2 protein-coding genes and 1 pseudogene are annotated in these 5306 nt (G+C 36.6%); all 3 read left to right on the forward strand.

What is annotated here, in order from left to right; genetic code table 11:
- Window positions 1-297 (forward strand): annotated as a pseudogene (locus tag ABD909_RS01560) (autotransporter outer membrane beta-barrel domain-containing protein); the annotation flags it as partial.
- Between the two features lie 375 nt (window positions 298-672).
- Complete coding sequence (gene bafA, locus ABD909_RS01565) at window positions 673-3228, forward strand: BafA family autotransporter (protein WP_345096209.1); 2556 nt, start codon at window positions 673-675, stop codon at window positions 3226-3228.
- A 388-nt stretch (window positions 3229-3616) separates the two neighbouring features.
- Window positions 3617-5306: pertactin-like passenger domain-containing protein (locus ABD909_RS01570; RefSeq protein WP_345096211.1), on the forward strand; the 1690-nt coding region annotated here is incomplete at its 3' end.

Consider the following 5306-nt stretch of genomic DNA (forward strand, 5'->3'; position numbering starts at 1 on the left):
TTGAGGTGGTTGCAAGTTAAAGGCAAAGAAATCAAACTTTCGAATGAAATGACAGGTGCTATCAAGCCATTGACGTCACTGCGCAGTGAGGTTGGATTATCGTTAGGGTATGAATTTAAATTAGGGACCATTGCTTCATCGCTAGTTTATATTACGGCAGCTTTGTTGCGTGAGAATAAAGATGACACCCATACGACGATTAACCAATATCACCAATTTAGCGCTGACTTATCTGGGAATGCAGGGAAATTAGGCATTGGTTTAAGCAGTTTAGTGAGTGAGAAATTAAAGCTTTATNTATTTTAGGTATACGCTATAGCTTCTAAATAGGTATGTATTGAATAAATATTCAATAAATCGTCAGAGAACAGCTGTTGAAAAAATATTTATTGCACTTCTTGTGTTAAGCTGTGTACTTTAGTGATACTCGGCATGTTTTTTGCATTTTGCTTTTTTTATTTTCTGAAAGCTTCTAAAAAATATAAAAAACAATAAAGAAACGTTCTTGTACTCTTCATTAAAAACATCTGAAAAATATAAAGGAATTATTTTCTACGGAATAAGTAAGAGAGAATATTCAAGATAATTCTAACAATCTTAGGTTGAAAATATATTTTGTAGAGCTAATTACACTTGATGTCTGCTCAGGCGTGCAGGGGGGAGGATATAGCTATGCAATATAAGTGGAAAGTAAGTTATTGGACGCTCATAGTGTGCTGTTGTTTTGTGCAAGCGGCGGCTTCAAGTGAAGGAAAGGGGGAATCTTCTTGTAAACCTTCAAAAAATGACCAAGCTTTTCATAGTCGCTATAATGAGGACGTGAAAACAAAAAAGTGTATAAAATTTAAGCCCTCTAGTGGTATTGTTACAGGACTTCCCAGTAAATCAGAACTTTTTAAAAAGCTTAGTGACGTCAGTACGAATAAAAATACGAGAATATTGATTAGCCAACCACGGGGGGGTAATAGCGCTAGTGATGCCAATGCTGGATTGAATATGCAAGGAAGTAATATTGTGACGTTTAAAAATCCTGAACTTATTTTTGTTAAGGATGGAGCTCTTTTGGAAAATTTTGTCCTCGATAATAATGGCAAAGCCTACATTTCTAATGATGGTGAGAAAGATGAGCCAGGGCGCTCTATCAATAACACAGTGAAGAATGGTGCAGAGATTTATGTTTATGCGGGAGGTCTAAGTAAGAATAGCAAAATTGAGTATGGTGGAACTGAAAATGTTCAGGCTTTAAAAGGAAAACAAGGCTTTTCAAAAAATGCTGTTGTTAAAAAAGGTGGGCACCAAAATGTTGGGAATGGAGGAAAAGTAGAGGGAACTGAAATTTATGGAGGTGAACAACTTGTTTTTGGAGAGGGAGATGTTGGAGGACAAATTAAAGGGAGTAGCGCTTCTAATACTGTCATTTATGGTCAAGGTGAAACACTGGGCCAACAAAAGATATATGATGGGGGAATAACTTGGAATACGAAAGTTATGAGAGGTGGTGTACAAGAGATTGCAAAAGAATCTCAAAGTGCGAAAAATGGGGGGGCTGCCTTTAATATACAAGTTTTTGGTGGCGGTAAACAACGTGTTTTAGAAGGGGGAAAGGTTGTTGATGTCACTTTAAATGAAACTGCTCTGCAAGAAATATACGCTGGTGGATCTGTAAAAAATCTAATAATAAACGATGAAACAAAATCACTTGTCCATGCTGGGGCAATATTAGAAGGCAAAACCTTACTGAATCATTCTGGACAGCTTCATCTTTATGCTGGAAATGAGAAGAATCGTACCACAGTAGAAGACATTATTTTAAATGGACGAGAGACAAAACTGTATTCTATAACTGATGAGTTTGATGGTAAAAGCTCTCTGATTAATAAATTAACAGGTGAAGGAAGTGTTATTTTTGCATTTACTGGTTCTGATCCGTATTACTCTCAGCTTCATGTTAATAATCTTTCAGGCAGCTTACATTTTGCATTCAATACTACAATTGCCCATAATCGTGGTGATTATTTCTTCATTGAGAAGGGGCAAGGTAATCACACAATAACTATTGCTGATTCTGGAGTTGAAATCACTGATCCTTTTTCAAACAAGCTTGATTTAATTATGGATCGAAGCGGTGGAGCATATTTTTCTCTGACAGATCTCTCTGGTGAAGAAATTCATGCGATCGATGGGGGAACCTATATGTATGATTTGAAACAGAGAAAGGATGAAAATGGCAAAACTTGGTTTTTATCTGCGGATCATATAAGTGGACCAGAATCTCCACTTCCTAATCCAACAGATCCGTTCGCTCCTGGTTCGTCAACGACTCCTTCAGTTGATGCTGTGCTTTCTACATCGGTAGCTCCAGGACTGATTTTTAACAATGAGCTGGAAATTATGCGTATTGGAAGAGGAATTTTAGACCAAAATAGGAAGGATATAAATCTATGGGCATATGCTCTCAAGAGCACAGAACATATTGCTGCCAGTTATATAAATTTTAAGCTTGAGCAAACAGGTTTAGTATTTGGTGCAGATCAATTGAACGAACTTATACATGGAGATTTATATGTTGGTGGTTTTGGCAGTTATGATCGGGCACGCGTTGCACATAAACGGGGTGGTAACAGTCATCTAAACACTTATAGTATTGGAGCTTACGCAACATATTTTGATCATCGTGGGTGGTATTTAGATGGTGTTTTAAAATATAATTATTACCGAGATAATCTGAAAGCTATTTCAACGAATGGTTTAGCTGTTCAAAGCGATTATAATCAGTGGGCGATAGGTGGGTCATTTGAAATAGGCTGTCGTTTTGCACCAGCGCAAAGCACTTGGATGCAGCCTTATATCAAATTAACAGGTTTGCAAGTTGAAGGTAAAAAAATCTCCCTTTCTAATAAAATGACAGCTGATATCAGACCATTGACGTCATTACGTAGTGAAGTTGGATTAACTGCGGGACATGAATTTATAATAAATGCTGAAACTTCACTAACAGCTTATATTACAGCAGCTTGGTTGCGTGAAAATATAAATAATAATCATACAATAATTAACAATAGGCATAAATTTATCACAGACTTGTCAGGAAATGCGGGTAAACTTGGAGTTGGGGTGAACAGCTTGGTCAATGATAAATTAACAGTTTATGCGGAAGCACATTATCTAAAAGGACATAAGATCAAGCAGTCACTTCAAGGTATTTTTGGCGTACGCTATAGTTTCTAAATATATATTTATGATTGATACGTTGCAGAAATAGAATTTTTTAAAGTTAAATTTCAGTGTTAACTTTAAGATTTCATTGGAATATAGAAACTATGAAAATGATCTTATGCTTTATTTATGAGAGTAATGTCGTTTAGTTTATCCACTCTTAAAAATATTGCGAATTATGCCTTAAATACAAAGGGCGTAATTTGCATTTTATGAATTTATACAGCTCAGATACAAATAGTTTCTTATGATTTTACAATTACACAATTTATAATTGCATTAAAAATAACACACTAATAAATTGTACTTAGACATCAATAAAACACATTATGATACATTCTAAAATAAGCTATCTGCGTGATAGTAGGGTGTCTTTCTAATGATTGAGAATGGAGTGTAGATGATGCGATATAAATACAAATTAAGTTTTTCGGTATTGTTGATTAGTAGTTCTCTTGTGCAATCTGCAAGTGCAATTGAGAACGAAATTGGAGAGCTAACGAATACATCAAGTATAACAAGTGGAGAAACAATACCAAAAGGTTCTGCACTGATTACAAATAGCCTTCTCAGTAGTAATATTAAAATTGGGGAGAGTAGTGTTGAAGTTGTTGAAAATGGGGCAATTTCCATGGGTGCTACTATTGAAAAAGGAGGGGTGCAAATCGTTACGCGTAGTGGAACTGCGATGAATACTAAAATTAAGGGTGGTAAGCAGTTTGTTCATGAAGAGAAGAATCTTGATCTTACAGAGGTGGAGAAGAAAAGTGGCGCTTATGATGCTACAGTTATTGGTAGTGATGGAATAGCAGGACAACAGAATATATTTGATGGTGCGTGGGCTTGGAATACAAAAGTGGGACAAAATGGAGAACAAAATCTTTACGCTGGACAAAGACAAGATGGTGGAAAAGCAATGAATACAGTAGTCTCTGAGAATGGTAGACAGCATGTTCTAGCGCAAGGAGAGGCTTTTAATACTACCTTGCAGAATCAAGCTACTCAAGTTGTATATCCTAGTGGTTTTTTGGATAGTTTAACGATTAACAGCTCGGCCAGATCGTGGCTACATGTTGGTGCGAAAGATGTCGTTGGAGAAGTAAAGGTCAACGGGGGAGGAAAACTTTATTTGTTTGCTGGAGATATGACGAATCATATCACTAAAAAAAGGCTTCCGATACAGGGAAGACCCGAGGAAACAATATTTTTGGTTAGTGAGCGCAATATAAGAGAAAAAACTGAAGTTAAAATTGAGAATTTAGGTGGTGAAGAAGGGACCGTGATTTTTACTTCTATACCGTATGATACACGTCATATTTCACTTCATGTCGAAGAGCTTTCAGGAAATTTACATTTTCTGTTCAATATTAGTGCTAAAGGTAATGGTAGTGATTACTTGTCTATTGGTGAAGGTGCAGGTAATCATGGAATAAGCGTTACCGATTCTGGTCGTGAAATTACAAATCCTCTCTCACAAAAGAATGGTTTTATGACTGAGGTGCCATTAATTACCGATAGAAGCTCAAACGGGGGAGCTAATTTCACTTTGGAAGATCGTTTTGGTGCAAAAATTACAGCGGTTGATGGTGGAACTTTTCTGTATACTTTGCAAAAGAGAGAAAGATGTGCTGGTTCGAGTGGTGATGCCACAATTTGGTATTTGGGTATAGGAACTGAAAATGCGGAGCATTCAAATACTCAAGTACTATGCGGAAAACATAAACAAAAGGCTCTTATGTCATCATTTGTTTCATCTACTGATACAAAGGCAAGATCTTATCAGGGATCTTTTTCTAAGAGAAAAAATTCTGATCCTAAGAAACATACTAGCAAACATCCACCCAAGCATCGACCTCCTCGTAATTTAAGAGAAGGACAGAATACTTCTAGTGTTTCGACTTTGAAAAGACAGACTGTTAAGGAAGCACATTCAGCAAGTTATCATTATCCTGTTGATGATGGGCATCAAGCTACTGTTTCAGGAGATGCTTCATTGATAGTCGATCAGATGATTTTGCGTCCAAGCGATCAGCAGCAATCTCTTCCACAAGCGCGTAAGGAAATTTCAACGCCTCGTTTTTTTACCACGC

Origin of the sequence: Bartonella acomydis (assembly GCF_039543025.1) — a bacterium.
GTDB classification, from domain to species: domain Bacteria; phylum Pseudomonadota; class Alphaproteobacteria; order Rhizobiales; family Rhizobiaceae; genus Bartonella; species Bartonella acomydis.

Coding starts and splice junctions, on each gene's coding strand:
- bafA (WP_345096209.1), top strand. CDS start 673: ATGCAATATAAGTGGAAAGTAAGTTATTGGACGCTCATAGTGTGCTGT.